The organism is Nocardia bovistercoris (assembly GCF_015674855.1).
GTDB classification, from domain to species: domain Bacteria; phylum Actinomycetota; class Actinomycetes; order Mycobacteriales; family Mycobacteriaceae; genus Nocardia; species Nocardia bovistercoris.
This window is the reverse complement of the sequence record NZ_JADMLG010000014.1, coordinates 65,238-81,897: the sequence shown is the minus strand read 5'-3', so window position 1 is coordinate 81,897 and position 16,660 is coordinate 65,238. Positions and strand designations below refer to the sequence as shown.

At 68.8% G+C, this 16,660-nt stretch carries 16 protein-coding genes; 5 read left to right on the top strand and 11 right to left on the bottom strand.

Features of this window, described 5'->3' with window-relative positions:
* Positions 1–8: 8 nt before the first annotated feature.
* A complete protein-coding gene (locus tag IT779_RS28505; protein WP_196152532.1) occupies positions 9–683 on the bottom strand; it encodes a hypothetical protein in 675 nt (224 codons plus the stop codon).
* Between the two features lie 260 nt (positions 684–943).
* On the bottom strand, positions 944–1,408 hold the full coding sequence (locus IT779_RS28500; protein ID WP_196152531.1) for a hypothetical protein: 465 nt from the start codon (positions 1,406–1,408) through the stop codon (positions 944–946).
* Between the two features lie 541 nt (positions 1,409–1,949).
* Here IT779_RS28500 and IT779_RS28495 point away from each other — a divergent pair.
* Positions 1,950–2,219: a cold-shock protein gene (locus IT779_RS28495; protein WP_196152530.1), complete on the top strand. Its 270-nt coding sequence runs from the start codon at positions 1,950–1,952 to the stop codon at positions 2,217–2,219.
* A gap of 79 nt (positions 2,220–2,298) precedes the next feature.
* A complete protein-coding gene (locus IT779_RS28490) occupies positions 2,299–3,099 on the top strand; it encodes a methyltransferase domain-containing protein (protein ID WP_196152529.1) in 801 nt (266 codons plus the stop codon).
* An 8-nt stretch (positions 3,100–3,107) separates the two neighbouring features.
* On the opposite strand, the gene IT779_RS28485 is transcribed toward IT779_RS28490, so the two are convergent.
* Positions 3,108–4,007: an SDR family NAD(P)-dependent oxidoreductase gene (locus IT779_RS28485; RefSeq protein ID WP_196152528.1), complete on the bottom strand. Its 900-nt coding sequence runs from the start codon at positions 4,005–4,007 to the stop codon at positions 3,108–3,110.
* Between the two features lie 322 nt (positions 4,008–4,329).
* On the opposite strand from IT779_RS28485, the gene IT779_RS28480 reads away from it, so the two are divergent.
* Positions 4,330–5,994: an FAD-dependent oxidoreductase gene (locus IT779_RS28480; protein WP_196152527.1), complete on the top strand. Its 1,665-nt coding sequence runs from the start codon at positions 4,330–4,332 to the stop codon at positions 5,992–5,994.
* A 400-nt stretch (positions 5,995–6,394) separates the two neighbouring features.
* Here IT779_RS28480 and IT779_RS28475 read toward each other — a convergent pair whose 3' ends face one another.
* From IT779_RS28475 to IT779_RS28440, 8 genes are all read right to left on the bottom strand, one after another.
* Positions 6,395–7,621, bottom strand: coding sequence for a cytochrome P450 (locus tag IT779_RS28475; RefSeq protein WP_196152526.1), 1,227 nt, complete (start codon positions 7,619–7,621; stop codon positions 6,395–6,397).
* 61 nt (positions 7,622–7,682) lie between these two features.
* Positions 7,683–8,768, bottom strand: coding sequence for an S-(hydroxymethyl)mycothiol dehydrogenase (locus IT779_RS28470; protein ID WP_196152525.1), 1,086 nt, complete (start codon positions 8,766–8,768; stop codon positions 7,683–7,685).
* A complete protein-coding gene (locus IT779_RS28465) occupies positions 8,765–9,877 on the bottom strand; it encodes an NAD(P)H-dependent amine dehydrogenase family protein (protein ID WP_196152524.1) in 1,113 nt (370 codons plus the stop codon). The genes IT779_RS28470 and IT779_RS28465 overlap by 4 nt, the downstream gene beginning before the upstream one ends.
* A 21-nt stretch (positions 9,878–9,898) precedes the next feature.
* Positions 9,899–11,149 carry a hypothetical protein gene (locus IT779_RS28460; RefSeq protein WP_196152523.1) on the bottom strand — a complete coding sequence of 417 codons (1,251 nt, stop codon included), beginning with the start codon at positions 11,147–11,149 and terminating at the stop codon, positions 9,899–9,901.
* 5 nt (positions 11,150–11,154) lie between these two features.
* Entirely contained in the window at positions 11,155–11,703 is a 549-nt protein-coding gene (locus tag IT779_RS28455) for a nuclear transport factor 2 family protein (protein ID WP_196152522.1), read from the bottom strand.
* Positions 11,703–11,930: a ferredoxin gene (locus tag IT779_RS28450; RefSeq protein ID WP_196152521.1), complete on the bottom strand. Its 228-nt coding sequence runs from the start codon at positions 11,928–11,930 to the stop codon at positions 11,703–11,705. The genes IT779_RS28455 and IT779_RS28450 overlap by 1 nt, the downstream gene beginning before the upstream one ends.
* The gene (locus tag IT779_RS28445) at positions 11,927–12,814 is read right to left on the bottom strand and encodes an SDR family oxidoreductase (RefSeq protein ID WP_196152520.1); all 888 of its coding nucleotides are present in this window, start codon (positions 12,812–12,814) and stop codon (positions 11,927–11,929) included. The genes IT779_RS28450 and IT779_RS28445 overlap by 4 nt, the downstream gene beginning before the upstream one ends.
* Positions 12,814–14,019, bottom strand: coding sequence for a cytochrome P450 (locus IT779_RS28440; protein WP_196152519.1), 1,206 nt, complete (start codon positions 14,017–14,019; stop codon positions 12,814–12,816). Before IT779_RS28440 ends, IT779_RS28445 begins: the two co-directional genes overlap by 1 nt.
* Positions 14,020–14,306: 287 nt before the next feature.
* Between IT779_RS28440 and IT779_RS28435 the strand changes: the two genes are divergently transcribed.
* Together IT779_RS28435 and IT779_RS28430 are read left to right on the top strand one after the other, a co-directional pair.
* A complete protein-coding gene (locus tag IT779_RS28435; protein ID WP_196152518.1) occupies positions 14,307–15,773 on the top strand; it encodes an aldehyde dehydrogenase in 1,467 nt (488 codons plus the stop codon).
* A 62-nt stretch (positions 15,774–15,835) separates the two neighbouring features.
* Positions 15,836–16,585 carry an SDR family oxidoreductase gene (locus tag IT779_RS28430; protein ID WP_196152517.1) on the top strand — a complete coding sequence of 250 codons (750 nt, stop codon included), beginning with the start codon at positions 15,836–15,838 and terminating at the stop codon, positions 16,583–16,585.
* The last annotated feature ends 75 nt before the right edge of the window (positions 16,586–16,660 follow it).

Here is a 16,660-nt window from a genome sequence, read left to right as displayed (position 1 = left end):
GCATCCCGTCAGCGCACCGGGTCCACTTCGTAGATCTCCGCCCATTTGCTCCTGCCTTTCGGCGCGGACAGCGTCTCGACCAATTCCATGGCGGACACGATCAATATCGGACCGCCGACCACGATGGTGCCGAGAATGCCGCCGATCCCCGCGCCCGCGATGAGCGCCGGAACGCAGCCGAGTCCGGCGAAAGGGGCGAGCAGGAGAATACAGCCCGCGACGCCGCCGATCGCGAGGCCGGCGGCGGTGCCGAGGAAAGTGCCGATGGCCGTGGCGAGTCCGAATCGAGTGGAGAAGTCCGACAGCGCCGCTTGATCTTCCACGGTCGAGGCGATCGGCCGCGCCGCCGGATCGCGTAGCGGCTCGAGCGCGCGCGGCGTCAGGCGCAGTTCCCGCGCGTCGGCGCCGATCACGCCGTCGGCCGTCAATTCCTTGTCCCCCACGGTGAATCGCGTCGGCACGACGAGTACGGGTGCGCCCGCGCCGTCGAGCACGGTGAAGGTGCGGCTGTCCCGGTCCATCGCGAAACTCCCGTGCGACAGCGTGGCGAGGACGCCACGATCCACGGACGTTACCCGGTATTCGATATTCGGCTCGGCGAGCGCCTCCGCACGGGCGGTCACCGGCGCGACGGCCGCGGCGATTGCGATACCCATCGCCGCGATACGCGTGGTTACGATCACGAATTGTCCTTTTCGATTCCCTGGGCAGGCGTAAGAGACGGGCCAGGTGTCGTCGCATCCGACGCACGGCCCGTCTCGAGGCAATAGAAAACCACAGGCCCGCGAAGGCCCGACCAGGATCCCGTGATGATTAGGTGATCCGCTCCGGCAAATGTATGGAAACCCCGAGCGACACCGACCACGAGTTTGTTTAGAACGATTCGGACACGGCACCGCGCCGTTGTGTCACCGCGCGCCACCGGATTCGGCGCGCGCACCGGTCACGACGAATCGGTCAGCCGTGCCGTGTAGCGCAATCCGGGTAGCTCGGCGTCACCGGGCCTGATCCGTTCGGCCAGTTCGGCGAGCATCGACAGCGACGGACTCGACAACCCGGTCGCGGCGAGCAGCAGCCGCCGCAGCGGATAGTGCGAGACCGTCGCGATGACGCTCACGTCGGCGCGCCGCTCGCCGCGCGCGGTGCCGGTCCGCAGCCAGTGCGGGTCGGCGCCGAAGAAGCCCGCCAACGCCTCGATGAGTTCGGGGCGTGGCCTGCTGCGATGCCCGCGCCGCAGCATCGACATGTAAGACGCCGAGGCCGCCTGCCCCTCGCGAGCCAGCGCCTCGACCAGATGGCGATATTGCAGTTGGTGCCCGTGGCTGAGCTCCCATTCGCCGATGAGCCCGTCCAGCCGCGCCGCGAATTCGACGTCGCCGCGGCGATCTCGCACCGCCTCACTTGTCATCGTGCACCTTTCGAGAAGTAGCAGGAACGCCTCAGCGAGCCGGCCGGGCGAACCGTGACCCCGCTGTGTTTCGACGATGCCGCCGACCGGTTGCCGACAGATCGCGCGCTGGATTCAGATCACCACGTGCGCCGCGCCAGTCGGTCTCGACCAGGACTCTAGCGTCGATATCGAAGCTGTTCAGGGATTTACCGGATCGAACTTAATAAAATTTGTATGCATATATGCAGGAGTAACTATAATTTTGCCCAAACTGCTTACCGGAGTTCGCCACCCAACCGACCTTCCGGTACTTTCTGCGGAAACTCGCGGACCTGAGGTCCGCATCCGGCGACCGACACGGGGGAAGCGCAGGTCGCACACCCCTATTCGCCCGCAGTCCGTAACGACGCGCCCGGTCGTTCTCGACTCTTCGCACGGGGGGCGCGGCGCCGAACCATCCGCGGCGGCGGGCTCAGCGAACTCCCCCACACGGGTCGATCGCACAGATATCCGGAACATGTCGAGACCAGAGCATTTCGAGAACACGTCAGGAGATTCCATGCAGGGCACGGTGAAATGGTTCGACGAAGTCAAGGAATTCGGGTTCATCGCCGCCGCGGACGGCAGCGCCGACCTGCTCATCGAAGGGCGCGACCTGCCCGAGGAGATCCGTCCGATGCTCGCGGAAGGCTGCCAGGTCGACTTCGAGGTCGTGGTGACGGCGAAGGGACCGACGGCGCGTCAGGTGCTGCCCGTCGGTATGCGCCCGCCCGCCGCGCAACCGCCGAACGCGGACGCCGCCGCCGAGACACGGGCGCGGTGCGCGTAGATTCCCCCGTGGTGGTCCCGCGCGGACGTATCCGATCCGTGTGACCGTCGTCGAAGCCGATCACCACAGGACGGGGACAATGACGAGCAAATCGCACCACATCGCAACCCCGCGTCACCCGAACACCGCGGTTCGGTCGAATGCCGCAGGTCAGCCGAGCACAACGCAGGCAGGCGCGGGCCGCCCCGCGCCGGTCGACCGGCGGCTCGAGCTGATCGGACGGAAACTGGCCGAACACTGGGAGGTCGCGCGGTTCCCGCGACTGGCCGACACCCCGGTCGACGACGGCCACGGCGAGGGCGTCGTCGACAACCCGTACTGGCGGTTCCTGCGGCTGATGCCGCGCGGCGGGGTCGACCCGGCCCAGCAGTGGTCCGTCGAATACGGTGCGGCGGTGCGCGATCTGCTCGTGCGCACCTACTCGTCGTCGATACCGTCGCCCGCCGATCTCACCTGGCTCGAACGCGTGCTCACCGGGCGCGGGGTGGTGGAGATCGGCGCGGGCAGCGGATACTGGGCCTGGCAGCTGCGCCAAGCCGGAATCGATGTCGTCGCGGTGGACGACGGGACCGCGAACCGGTCCCACCTGTGGACCGAGGTCCCCTTCGGCAACACCGCCGACGCCTGCGACCACGGTGACCGCGCCCTCGCGCTGATCCGCCCGCCGCTGGATTCGGCGATGGCGCAGACCGCCCTCGACTTCTACGACGGCGACCTGCTGATCTTCGCGGGCGACGAGTCCACCGCGGCGGGGCGGATCTTCTACGACTCGCTGCGCACCGGCTGGCAGGAGATCGGGACGGCGCCGCACCACCCGACCTACGCGGGCGTCGCGTGCCATCTGCGCGCGTTCCGCCGCCACCGGCGAATCCCGGTGTAGCGCGGCGGTCAGCCCGCGGCGGTGCTCGGTGCGGGCTCGCCGATCATCGCGTGCAGCTCGGGCAGGGTCCACGGCGCGGCATCGGCGTGGTCGCGGTAGCCGAGCACGGCGGTCTTGGGCCGGTTGAACCGCCCGATGAAACCGCCCGCGCCGATGAAGATCTGGCCGGTGACCTCGGCGGAGCGGTCGCCCGCCAGGTACAGGTAGAGCTGGGCGACGTATTCGGCGGGCGGTGCGTCCAGCGCGCCGCTCATGCTGACCTTGTCGAGGATGCCGCGCCGGTACAGGTCGAGGATGCGCGCCTCGTAGTCCAGTCCCGAGGACAGCCTGGTCTTCGCGCCGGGACAGACGATATTCGCCCGGACACCGTGTTCGCGCAGTTCGGCGGCCATGGCGAGGGTCAGGCTGGTGACCGCGCCCTTGCCCGCGGCGTATCCGGTGCCGCCGAAGTCGCCGAGGTAGGCGAAGGAACTGGTGTTGATGATGGAGCCGCGGCCGCGTTCGACCATCAGCGGCGCGGCGACGCGGCAGGTGTTGAACACCGTGGTCAGGTGCGAGTCCAGCAGCGCGCGCCATTCCCACGGCTTGATCGAGAGGATGGACGAGCCCGCCGGTTCGGGGGCGCCCGCGCAGTTGACCAGCACGTCGACCGCGCCGTAGGTGGTGACGCACGTCTGGATCAGCTTCTCGGCCACGGATTCGTCGGCCGCCGAGCCCGGGACGCCGAGCACCCGGTGTCCCGACATCCGCAGCGTGTTGGCCGCTCGTTCGACCGCGGCCTCGTTGCGCCCGTTGAGCACGACCCCGGCGCCCTGGCGGGCCAGCGCGGCGGCCACCGCGAAGCCGATGCCGCTGCTGCCCCCGACCACGACCGCCCCGCGTCCCCACAGTATTCCTCGACCGCTCATTTGTTTCCGTTCCACTCCGTTCACGGCCGTGTTCCATCGACGAAGCCGCCTTCGACGGAGCAGCGAGACCCCGAGACCATCGATTGAACACTTTTCCAGACATCTGTCCAGACAGTATCGCATCCGGGTCGCGCTTGTCAGCGGGTCGGCCGAGGTCGTCTCGGCCGAATGCGCGCGCAACTGTGTGGCACGCCTCCTCGCGACCGCCTTGTCGGACGCAGATAGTCCGTAGTACTGTCCAGACACGTGTCCATCACAGATTCTCGGCTGTTGATGGGGAAGGACTCGTCATGACTCTGCGCACACCGGCACGGGACATCTGATGGCATACGTCATCACCCAACGCTGCTGCAACGACGCCAGTTGCGTCGCCGAATGCCCGGTCGACTGCATCCGGCCGCGCCCCGACGACCCGCAGTTCCAGACCGCGGAGATGCTCTACATCGACCCCGAGACCTGCATCGACTGCGGCGCCTGCTTCGAAGCGTGCCCGGTCGGCGCGATCTACGCCGAGGACGAACTGCCCCCGAAGCTCGAGCGTTTCACCGAGGTCAACGCCGCCTACTTCCGCCGCAACCCGCTGGAGAGCGAACTGAGCCCGCCCGTCGCGCTCGACCGGCTGCCCGCGGGCGACGCGCCGTTGCGCGTGGCCATCGTCGGATCGGGACCCTCGGCCTGCTATGCCGCCGAACAACTGCTCGCGCGCGGCGCGGTCGAGGTGGAGATGTTCGACCGGCTGCCGACCCCGTGGGGACTCGTGCGCTACGGCGTGGCCCCCGACCACGCCGAAACCCGCGGCGTCGCCGACATGTTCACCGCCGCCTTCAAACGCGACGCCGTGCAGTGGCATCTCAATGTCGAAGTCGGCAAGCACATCTCGCACGCCGAACTGCTCGAAAGCCACCACGGCGTCATCTACGCGGTCGGCGCGTCGGCCGATCGCAGGCTCGACATCCCTGGCGAGGACCTGCCCGGCAGCCACGCCGCGACCGACTTCGTGGCCTGGTACAACGGGCATCCCGATCACGCAGAGCTGACGTTCGACCTGACCGGGGAACGCGCCGTCGTCGTCGGCAACGGCAACGTCGCCCTCGACATCGCCCGCGTGCTCACCATGGACATCGAGGACCTGGCCCGCACCGATATCGCCGACCACGCGCTGGAGGCGTTACGGCACAGCAATATCCGCGAAGTGGTCGTACTCGGCCGCCGCGGTCCGGCGCAAGCGGCCTACACCTCCTCCGAACTCATGGCGCTGGCCCACCTGCGCGGCGTCGACGTGATCGTCGACCCGGCCGAACTCGCCGCCGACGCCGCACTGGCCGAGGATCCCGGCACCGATCACGCCACCGCGCTGAAACTGACGCTGGCGGGCGAATTCGCCCGCGCCGAAACCGATCCGAGCCACAAGCGAATCGTGCTGCGCTACCGCGCGTCCCCCACCGAGATCACCGGGACCGACCGGGTCGAGTCGCTGACCTGCGTGCGCAACGAACTCGTCACCGAGGCGGACGGCACGGTGCGCGCGCGTGCCACCGACGAGACCGAAACCATCCCCGCCGCGCTGGTCATCCGTTCGGTCGGCTACCGAGGCCGCCCGATTCCGGATCTGCCCTTCGACGACGCGCGCGCCGTGGTGCCCAACGCCGAGGGCCGGGTGCTCGACGGCGACGCACCGCTGCCCGGCGTGTACGTGACGGGCTGGATCAAGCGCGGTCCGCGCGGCGTCATCGGCTCCAACCGCGCAGATTCGCAGCAGACGGTCGCGGCGCTGGTAGCCGACTTCCGCGCGGGCGCGCTGCCCGCCCCGCGTCTGAATCGCGAGGCACTGACCGCCCTCATACGGGAGCGCCAACCGGAGGTCATCGATCGGGCGGGCTGGCAGAGCCTCGACCGCGCCGAGCGCGCCGCGGGCTCGGCTGCGGGTAGGCCGAGGGTGAAACTCACCAGCGTCGAAGCGCTGCTCGCCACCGCTCGGCGAGGCTGACGGCCGCGGGCGCACTCCCGCCGGACACGCGGAGGGCACTCGCCGAGCCCACGACGCCGAGGCGCCCACCCGATGGCGGTGTAGCGGGCACCTGCCTGAGCGGCATGTGGTGGGCAAGTGCCAGACCACCTACACCTGAAGGCACACAACGACACCGAAGACACTCGCCTGCCATCGAATCCGGCAGCGCTTCGGCGGTCACCACCACATCGGGGAACCGACCGTCGACGGCGAACGGATTGCGAACCTGCGCCACGCCCACCGACGCCGAAGGTATTCGGCCGATGCACTCAGCCGATACCGAAAGCACACGCGCCGACCTGAAGGCGCACTCGGCCATCGACGACGACGGCGCTCACCCCGAGAAATCAGAGCGAGCGCCTTCGTGTGGTTGCCGCGATTACTCGTAGCTGACCTGCCACTCCTTGATTCCGTTGATCCAGCCGTTCTTGAGCCGCAGCGGTTCGGCGACCTGGCGCAGATTCGGCATGGCGTCGGCGATGGCGTTGAACATCAGATCCAGTTCGAGCCGCGCCAGATTCGCGCCGACACAGTAGTGCGTGCCGGTGCCGCCGAAGCCGACGTGCGGGTTGGGGTTGCGGGTGATGTCGAAGGCGAACGGGTTCTCGAAGCCGTCCTCGTCGAAATTGGCCGAACCGTAGAACAATCCGAGCCGCTGGCCCTCCTTGATCTGCTGCCCGCCCAGTTCCAGATCCTGGGTGGCGGTGCGCTGGAACACCGTCACCGGCGTGGCCCAGCGCACGATCTCGTCGGGGGCGGTGCGCGGGCGCTCGGCCTTGAAGAGCTCCCACTGGTCGGGGTTGTCGACGAAGGCCTTCATCCCGTGGGTGATCGCGTTGCGGGTGGTCTCGTTGCCCGCCACCGACAGCAGGATCACGAAGAATCCGAACTCCGCGGAGTCGAGGCCCTCACCGTCGAGGTCGGCCTGCACGAGTTCGGAGACGATGTCGTTCACCGGATTCGCGCGCCGCTGCTCGGCCATGTTCCACGCGTAGCCGAGGACTTCGGCGGATGCCATTGTCGGATCGCCGAATTCGGGATCGTCGTAGTTGAGCATCGCGTTGGACCAGTCGAAGACCTTGCGGCGGTCCTCCTGCGGAATGCCGATCAGCTCCGCGATGGCCTGCAACGGCAGTTCCATCGCGACCTGCTCGACGAAATCGCCGCCGCCGTTGCGTTTGGCCTCGTGCACGATCCGGGCCGCGCGTTCGGCCAGCGCGGCGCGCAATCCCTCCACCGCGCGCGGGGTGAACCCCTTGGAGACGATCCGGCGCACCTTGGAGTGCTTGGGCGGGTCCATGTTCAGCAGCATGGCGCCGGTGGAGTTCATCTGCTCCGGGGTGATGTCGCCGGGCAGCCGGATGACCGACCCCTTGCGCTCGGAGGAGAACAACTCGGGCTTGCGCGAGATCTCCTTGATGTCGGCCAGTTTGCTGACCACCCAGTACCCGCCGTCGTGGAAGCCGCCCGAGGTCTCGTCGGACTGCTCGTTCCACCACACCGGGGCGGTCCGGCGCAGCAGCGCGAATTCCTCTACCGGCCTGCGGATTCCCCACAGCTCCGGATCGGTGAAATCGAAACCGGACGGCAACAGCGGTGCGGTCATGGCAACCTCCTGAAATGAATTACGCCGAAGGCGGATACGGACGGACAGGCGGAAAGGGACGTCACAGCAGCACCACCGAACGCAGCACGTCGCCGTGGTGCATGCGCGCGAACGCCGCCTCGACCTGATCGAGGGCGATGGTCTCGGTGACGAAGGCGTCCAGCGGCAGTCTGCCCTGCAGGAACAGGTCGATGAGCAGCGGGAAGTCGCGCGAGGGCAGGCAGTCGCCGTACCACGAGGACTTCAGCGCGCCGCCGCGCTCGAAGAAGTGCAGCAGCGGCATCTCCAGGGTCATCTCGGGGGTCGGCACCCCGACCAGGACCACGGTGCCCGCGAGGTCGCGCGCGTAGAACGCCTGCTTGTAGGTCTCGGGCCGCCCGACCGCGTCGATGACCACGTCGGCGCCGAAGCCGCCGGTGAGTTCCTTGACGGTCTCGATCACGTCGACCGAGCTCGCGAGCACGGTGTCGGTGGCGCCGAACTCCTTGGCCCACACCAGTTTGCGCTCGTCCACGTCCACCGCGACCACCTTGGACGCACCGGCCAGCGAGGCGCCGAGCACCGCTGCGGCGCCGACGCCGCCGCAGCCGATGACCGCGACCGTGTCGCCGCGCGAGACGTGCCCGGTGTTCAGCGCGGCGCCGAGACCGGCCATCACGCCGCAGCCGAGCAGGCCGGCGACCTGCGGCGGCGCGGCCGGATCGACCTTGGTGCACTGGCCCGCGGCGACCAGCGTCTTCTCGGCGAAGGCGCCGATGCCGAGGGCGGGGCTGAGTTCGGTGCCGTCGGCCAGCGTCATGCGCTGGGTGGCGTTGGCGGTGTCGAAGCAGTACCAGGGCCGTCCGCGACGGCAGGCGCGGCACTGTCCGCAGACCGCGCGCCAGTTCAGGATCACATAGTCGCCGGGCGCCACATCGGTGACGCCGGGGCCGACGGCGGAAACCACACCGGCGGCCTCGTGGCCGAGCAGGTAGGGGTAGTCCGCGCCGATGCCGCCTTCGCGGTAGTGCAGGTCGGTGTGGCAGACGCCGCACGCCTTGACGTCGACGACGGCCTCGCCCGGACCGGGTTCCGGGACGAGAATCGTCTCGACGGAGACGGGTTCGCCCTTGCCGCGCGCGACGACGCCCCGCACCTCGTAGGTCATGTCAAGCCTTTCGTGTCGTCGGCGACGGGCGCCGTTCCCGTGCGCGATCGCCGGGCGCGATGGAGTGGTGCTGCCGCGCGTCCGGCGACGGGCGGCAGGTCGAGATAGGTGCGCACGCCCGGTGGGGCGGCGACGACGTAGGGAATCGCGTTGACGCAGTGCATCGCCGTCGCCACGAGTCCCGGATTGCGGTCCGCCGCTGCGGCGAGGCCGTGTCCGTGCATGCCGGTGAAGGTCGTCATCGAGCCGGGGTCGCCGGTTATCTCGATCTCGTAGCGCTGGCCGAGCGGACCGAAGGCCCACGCCGGGTCGAGGTGTTCCTCGCCCATGAACCAGTTCACGGCCGCGGTGACGACGGGTTCGCCGTCCACGGTGCCCTGCCAGCGATACCGTTGCGCCGCGACGTGCCCCGGCGCGATGGGCCCGATCGGGGAATCGATCGGCGCGGTCGCGACCGCGACGTCGTGGGTGACCCGCAGGTCCGGGTCGAGGTCGAAGCCGAGTTCGTCGGCGACCATCCACACCGACTGGCTGTAGCCGCCCTCCAACATCTTGACCATGGGGCTGCCCGCCGCCTGTTCCGGGGTGGCGCCGAACAGCATCCAGTCCCGCACCACCTCGGGGGCGGCGTAGGTCCTGATGTCGGAGAACTCCTCGGCCCGGACCGAGGTCACCGACCCGGACAGCGCCGAGATCACCAGCGGCAGCCGCTCGGTGATGCCGCCGGGATGGATTCCGGTGCCGTGCAACGTGACTCCGGCCGCACGGCAGATCTCGTCGTAGCGTTCGCGCTCGGCGCGGCGCGGATAGAACCAGCCGAGCGGAGTGACCACGTTCTTTCCCGAGGCGAGGATCGCGCGAACGACCCTGGTGTCGGCCATCAGCGGGCTGTAGAGCACGCAGTCGGCGTCCAGCGCGAGCAGCGCCTCCACATCGCCGCTCGCCCGCACGCCGACCGGCTCGCGCCCGATCAGCTCACCGAGATCGACGCCGACCTTGGCGGGGCTGTGCACCCATGCCCCGACCAGTTCCAGGTCGGGGTGGTCGAGTACGGCGCCGATCGCGGCCTGCCCGAGACCGCCTGTCGCCCATTGGATCACGCGTGCCATCGCGGCTCACACCACCGTCCGTCACACCACCGTCAACGGCAGTGGGATGCCGCGGTCGGCGAACACGAAGTCCGCGCCGGTGCTGAACCGGGTGATCGCCACCTCCGACGCTTCGCGGAAGGACTCCGCGCCGAGGGTGATCTCGAGGGTGAAGCCCTCCTCGTCCGAGGTCAGCACCTCGGGCACGAAACGCGGGTTGACCCCGCGCACCATCGCCTCGATCGGGGCGAGGTGATCCGGCCCGACCATGGACGGCCAGGAGCGGTCGCGCTGCGCGTCGCTGTCGGCGGGCAGCCGCAGCAACACCGTCTCCTCGGCCAAGGTGACCTCGGCGCCGGTGTAGGACAACGGGTTCAGCGCCGGATGTATCCGCAGCACGGTGGCCAGCGCGGCGGGGTCGTCACCGAGTCCGAGAGCGTCACGCAGCCGCTGCGAGGTCAGTCCGGCGATGCCGGTGAACTGTTTGCGGCCGATGGCCAGCGCCGCCTCGGCGTCGGCCCGCTCGTGCACCGCGACCATGAAGCCGAGCGTCAGCAGATGCTGTTGCAGGCAGACCTCTTCGGCCATGCGGATCAGCGCGGAACGGGAGAAGTCGGGGAAGCGCAGATCGCTCAGCAGCGGCCCGTTGTAGTCGCCCATACCTTCGTCGCTTCGATCCACCTCGGCCAGTTCGACATTCGCCGCGAGCGAATCCGCGAGCAGCGCCGCGTTCCTCGGCACCGCGGGCGGCACGTGGGACGGGTGGATCTTGACCGTCCACGCGCACACCGGAACCCGGTCGGCCGGTTTGCGCGGCGGGCGGTGGATCGGGCGGACCTGCGCGTGCGGATTGGTCGCCAGCGCGGTCGCGTCGAAGGTCGGGTCCTCGATGTCGTGGCACATGGAGACCACGAAGTCCTCGCCCATCGGCTCCACGTCGGCGAGCGCGCCGCAGTGGTCGAGCCAGAACTCGCCGTTGTCGTGGTCGTCGACCCGGTACCGGAAGTCCATGAACTGCGGCGGCGCGCCGATGTCGAGTTGCAGACCCTTGAAGATCGTCTCGACGCTGTCGCCGACGAAGTCGAGGGCCCGCTGCATCCGGCGGGTGTAGACGGGGCTGGCCAGCTGCCATTCCTCGATGGCGATCTCGGCCATGCCTTCGCGGCCGAACGCGCCGATCGAATGGGCCATCCCGGACCGGTCGATCAGGTGACCGCACAGCAGGAGTTCGGGCACGAGCACAGCGAGCTGGTCCCGGTCGAACTCCTCGAATCTACTCGGCTGCGAGGACATCGAACTCACCACAACGCGACGGGCGCCGTATTGATCTTGTACCAGCCGGGCAGCGGGCCCGCGCCGGAGCGCTCGATCCGCTTCATCATGCCCGGGGTCAGCGCGTTGGCGGTGATCATCTCCATGAACAGCGCCGAGACGTTGCCGAAGTCGAAGAAGTCACGCTGCCAGGACCACTGGAAGTTGCCGCCGTAGCGGAACCAGCTGCCGCCGATGCCGTCGACCTGGTAGTGGCTGCCGTCCTCGCGCGTGGCGTCGGCGACCTGCTTCCACAGCCCGATGACATTGCCGCTGCGCTCGTCGACGACGAACTCCTGGTACGGGTAGGTCCAGCCTTCCAGACCCTCCATCTCCTGGCCGAGCGCGATGTCGCGGATCTCGTCACGGCCGACGGCCATGAATTCCTGGGTGGGACCGTAGTTCCAGCCGTAGGTCGCGTCCTCGGCGTAGAGCTCCGCGAGCGGCTTCCAGTCGCCCTTCTCCTCGCAGGCCTGGTTCTCCGCCACCCAGCGGCGGACCATCTCGTCGAGTTCGGCGCGGTCGAAATCGGGCATCAGTTCGTACCTTTCGGGGAGGGGAGGTCCTCGTCGTCTTCGACGAGCGACAGAGCTTGGGTCGGGCAGTAGCGCACCGCGTTCTCGACGGCTTCGCGCTCTTCCGCACCGGGGGTGGCATCGAGGATCTCGACGTGACCGCGTTTGGGCACCTTGAAGACGTTCGGGGCCTCGGCCTGGCAGACCGCGTGCCCCTGGCACAGGTCCGCGTCGAGCACGATCCTCATGACACCGCTCCCGCCTCCGCGGGTTCGGCCGCGGCCTGGACAGGCAGCTCGGCCGCAGTGTCGACGGGCGGCTCGGCCGCAGTGTCGACGGGCGGCTCGGCCGCCGGGCGCTCCCGCAGCGGGGCCTCCGGCTGCACCTCGACCAAAGCCATGTGCACCCCGCGCGGCGCGGTCGCCACCGCCACCACCGCGGCGGCCATATCACTGGCGCGCAGCAGGTACGGATGCCGGGCGAAGCCCCAGCGCACCCAGTCGTCGAGCAGCGGGCCGACGACCTCGGCGTGCGCGGTGCTGCCCATGGCGGTCTGGGTCGGGCCGGGCCGCACCAGCGACGCGCGGATGCCGGTGCCCTCGAGTTCCATGCGCAACTGCTGGCCGAACGCCTCGACGCCCGCCTTGGATGCGCTGTAGGCGCCGGTGCGCGGACGCGGTATCGGTGCGCAATCCGAGCTGATGATCACGATGTCGCCGCGACGGCGTTCCAGCATGCCCGCGATCACCCGGTGGGTCATGCGGTGCTGGCCGACCAGGTGCACCTGCACCTGGTGCAGGAACCGTTCGGGATCCATCTCGTCGATGAGCGCGAACTCGATGTCGCCCGCGCCGGAGACGAGGATCTCGGTGGGGCCGTTGGCCTCCTCGGCCGCGTGCACGAACGCGTCCACCGATTCGGTGCTGGTGACGTCGAGGGGGTACACGAAGGCCGTACCGCCCGCGGCGCGGATGCGTTCGGCGATCGCCTCGCACTTCTCGACACGGCGCGCGCCGAGCGCCACGGGGTGGCCGAGTGCGGCCAGCGCCTCGGCGCTGGCCTCGCCGATGCCGGAGGACGCGCCCGCCACGATGACCGGGCGACGCTGCGGATTGGGTTCGAAACGTGGCATCAGCGGGCCTCCACCGTGATCGGAAGTGCGGCGAAGCCGCGGACATTGCTGGAGTGCACGCGCTCGATCCCGCCGTCGTCGACGGTGAAAGAGCCGACGCGCGCGGCGAATTCGTGCAGGGCGACAACCGCTTCGAGGCGCGCGAGGTGCGCGCCGAGGCAGAAGTGCACGCCCGCGCCGAAGCTGGCCAGGCCGCTGCCCTCGTTGCGTTCGATGCGGAAGCTGTCGCCGTCGGTGAACGCGTCGGAGTCGCGGTTGGCCGAGCCGATCAGCAGCAGCACCTTGGCGCCCGCCGGGATCACACCGTCGTGGTACGGCAGGTCCACGGTGGCGGTGCGCGCGACCATCTGGCTCGAGGTGTCGTAGCGCAGGGTCTCCTCGACCCAGCTCGGCACGAGTTCGGGATCGGCGACGACCTTGGCGTACTCGGCCGGGTTCTTCGCGGCCCAGTACAGCGCGTTGCCGAGCAGTTTGGTCGTGGTCTCGTTGCCCGCGACGACCATCAGGAACATGAACCCGATGATCTCTTCCTCGGTGAGCTTGTCGCCTTCGATCTCGGCGTCGAGCAGCGCGGAGGTGAGGTCCTCGGTGCGGTTCTCGCGGCGCTGGGCGACCATCTCGGAGTAGTAGACGATCAGTTCGAGGGAGGCGTGCACGGCCGCGTCGGGTACGTCCAGGACGCCGTCCTCGCGGTGCACGACCAGGTCGGCGAGCCTGCGGATCTCGGCGCGGTCGGCCACGGGCACGCCCATGAGCTCGGAGATGACGTCCATGGGCAGTTTGCCCGCGAACTCCTCGATCCAGTCGAAGGTGCCGCGCTCCAGCGCGGGCTCGAGGTATTCGAGGGTCAGTTCCCTGATGCGGTCTTCCATCTCGGCGACGCGGCGCGGGGTGAAGCCCTTGAAGACCAGTTTGCGCATGCGCATGTGGCGCGGGTCGTCCATGGCGAGGAAGGACATCGTCTTGTGCGCGTGCGGACCCCATGCGGCGGGGTCGAGTGAGACGCCGTTCGCGTTCGACAGCCGTACGCTGTCGCGGAACGCGCCGAGGACGTCGGCGTGCCTGGACAGCGCGTAGAAGCCGAGGTCGGGATTGTGGTACAGCGGCGCCTCGGTGCGCAGCCGCTCGTAGGTCGGGTACGGATCCTCGTGGAAGAGGTAGTCGTACGGGTCGAACGTCAACGGCTCGAGAGAAGCGGCTGTCATCGCGCACACCCCGTTTTCGATAACACGTTCTCTCCCGCCAACGGCGCGGGGGCGCGTTCGGGAGACACGTAGCTGGACATGTGTCTGGACGGTACCACCGACGCTGATTCAGTACAACGGAATCTACCCGCGAATCTCGAGAACACCCGAGGGACGTGCGACAAACGGGACCGATGGCCCTTGCGGTCGATCACCGAACAACTTTCCGGACAAGAACATGTTCTTGCACACGGTCAAACTTCCGGACTATATTCCGTACACCTGTCCAGACACTATGGGAGTAGTCCATGAGTCTTCTTGATGCCGACGGCTCGCCCCTGCTGATCGGCGGCGAACTGCGCCAGGGACGCGGCGGCACCTTCGCGACGGTGAATCCGGCGACCGAGGAGACGCTCGGCCAGGCCGCCGACGCCGACGCCGCCGACCTCGACGCCGCCATCGGCGCCGCGCGCACCGCCTTCGACGACACCGACTGGTCACGCGACCACGCTCTGCGCGCGCACTGCATCCGGCAGCTGCGCACCGCGCTCACCGAACACGCCGACGAGATCCGCGACATCACCGTCGCCGAGGTCGGCGCGCCCGTCATGCTCACCCACGGCCCGCAGTTCCAGGGACCGGTCGACGATCTGGAGTTCTCCGCGAACCTCGCCGAGACCTACTCCTGGGAGACCGATCTCGGCACCGCCTCGCCCATGGGCATCGCCAGCGCCCGCGTCCTGCGCCGCGAGGCGATCGGCGTGGTCGGCGCGATCACGCCGTGGAACTTCCCGCACCAGATCAACTTCGCCAAACTCGGCCCGGCGCTGGCCGCGGGCAACACCATCGTCCTCAAGCCCGCCCCCGACACCCCGTGGGTCGCCGCCGTGGTCGGCGCGGTCATCGCCGAGCACACCGACATCCCGCCGGGCGTGGTCAACATCGTGACCTCCTCCGACCACTCGCTCGGCACCCAACTGACCACCGACCCGCGCGTGGACATGATCAGCTTCACCGGCTCCACCGCGACCGGTCGCACCGTCATGACCAATGCCGCGCCGACGCTGAAGAAGACCTTCCTCGAACTCGGCGGCAAATCGGCGTTCATCATCATCGACGACGCCGACGTGGTGGCCGCGGCCAACTACGCCGCGTTCTCGGTCTGCGTGCACGCGGGCCAGGGCTGCGCCCTCACCACCCGCCTGCTGGTCCCGCGCGCGCACTACGACGAGGCCGTCAACGCCGCCGCCAAGACCATGGGCTCGATCCGCCCCGGCGACCCGACCAACTCGGGCACCATCTGCGGCCCGGTCATCTCCGATCGCCAGCGCGGCCGTATCGAGCACTACCTGAACCTGGCCAGGGCCGAGGGCGGGCGCATCGTCACCGGCGGCGGCCGCGCACCGGACCGCGACCGCGGCTACTTCATCGAGCCGACCCTGATCGCCGACCTCGGCAACGACTCGACCGTGGCCCGCGAGGAGATCTTCGGCCCCGTGCTCGTGGTGATCCCGCACGACGGCGACGACGACGCCATCCGCCTGGCCAACGACTCCCCCTACGGCCTGTCCGGCGCGGTATGGGGCACCGACCAGGCCCGCATCGACCACGTCACCTCGGGCGTTCGCACCGGCACGCTGAGCGTCAACGGCGGCATCTGGTACTCGGCCGACGCACCGTTCGGCGGCTACAAGCAGTCCGGCATCGGTCGCGAGATGGGCATCGCCGGATTCGAGGAGTACCTCGAGTCCAAGCTCATCTCCACCGCGCGCTGACCGACGCGAGCGGGCTTCGGCCCGCTCCCCCACATCGCACCGATCCAGCAGGAGTACCTCACGTGTCCCGTTTCACCGGAAGATCCGTCATCGTCACCGGCGCCGCCCAAGGCATCGGCGCGGCCTACGCGCAGGCGCTGGCCGCGGAAGGCGCCAAGGTCGTGGTCGCCGACCTGAACGCCGAACTCGGCAACGCCGTCGCGGAGAAGATCGTGGCCGACGGCGGCACCGCCGTCTTCGCCTCGGTCGACGTCGCCGACCCCGATTCCGCCATCGCGCTGGCCGAGTTCACGGTCAAGGAATTCGGCGGCATCGACCACCTGGTCAACAACGCCGCCATCTACGGCACCATGAAGCTCGACCTGCTGTTGACCGTGCCGTGGGACTACTACAAGAAGTTCATGAGTGTGAACATGGACGGCGCGCTGAACGTGACCCGCGCGGTGTGGCCGCACATGACCAAGAAGGGCGGGTCTATCGTCAACCAGTCCTCGACGGCGGCGTGGCTGTACTCGGGCTTCTACGGCCTGGCCAAGGTCGGCGTCAACGGCCTCACCCAGCAATTGGCGACCGAACTCGGCGGATCCAACATCCGCGTCAACGCCATCGCGCCCGGGCCGATCAATACCGACGCGACCAAGTCGGTGACACCGGGCAATATGGTCGACGACATGGTCAAGCGCCTGCCACTCAAGCGCATGGGCACCCCGCAGGACCTCGTCGGCGCCTGCCTCTACCTGCTCTCCGACGACGCGAGCTGGGTCACCGGACAGATCTTCAACGTCGACGGCGGACAGATCTTCCGATCATGAACGAAACCGGTGTGCGGACGGCCATCGCGAGCCGTCCGCACCGCGGCGACGCACCGGGCCCGGCCGGGGTGAGCG